A 475-nucleotide genomic window follows, 5' to 3' on the forward strand; every position below is an offset into this window, starting at 1 on the left:
CGATCTCAAAAAGAATGAAGTTCTTCCCTAAAGTGGTATCTGGTGTCCGAATCGACGGGCGCTCGGTTTACAAGACCACCACAAGAAAAGCGTTCATGTCGAAGGGCACTTTCCTGTTTCCAGAGAACTATCTTGAAGACCTTCAAAGTGCGGTGAAGGAATCGGTTCCCCCTGAGGCATGGCAGCTAATTCGAAGAGAAAATAAAACAAAAGACCCCGATTACATCGAATACACGGAAACTGTTCGGAAGCAGCTGATAGGCGAGCTTGGCCTCCAAGACTCCGAAGAAGAAGTAAAGATCGGGTTGTATCATGGGGACATGTTTGTCATATCATTTCCCACAGATGAAAGAATCATAGATTTGCCCTATTACTACATGGGAATCCAACTGAAGCCCTTTAACCGAAAATGAGATCCAGACGCATCTATCAACTCCTTTCGCGCTCCGCGCTACAGTCGCGATAGTGCTTCACG

General features: G+C 46.5%; 1 protein-coding gene. It reads left to right on the top strand.

What is annotated here, in order from left to right; translation table 11 throughout:
- Positions 1-413, top strand: a 413-nt coding sequence (locus QEH52_RS20175) for a hypothetical protein (RefSeq protein ID WP_308952765.1), incomplete at its 5' end; no start/stop codon positions are given.
- Between the last annotated feature and the right edge of the window lie 62 nt (positions 414-475).

This window comes from Thalassobacterium maritimum (assembly GCF_031127805.1).
Taxonomy (GTDB): Bacteria; Verrucomicrobiota; Verrucomicrobiia; order Opitutales; family Coraliomargaritaceae; genus Thalassobacterium; species Thalassobacterium maritimum.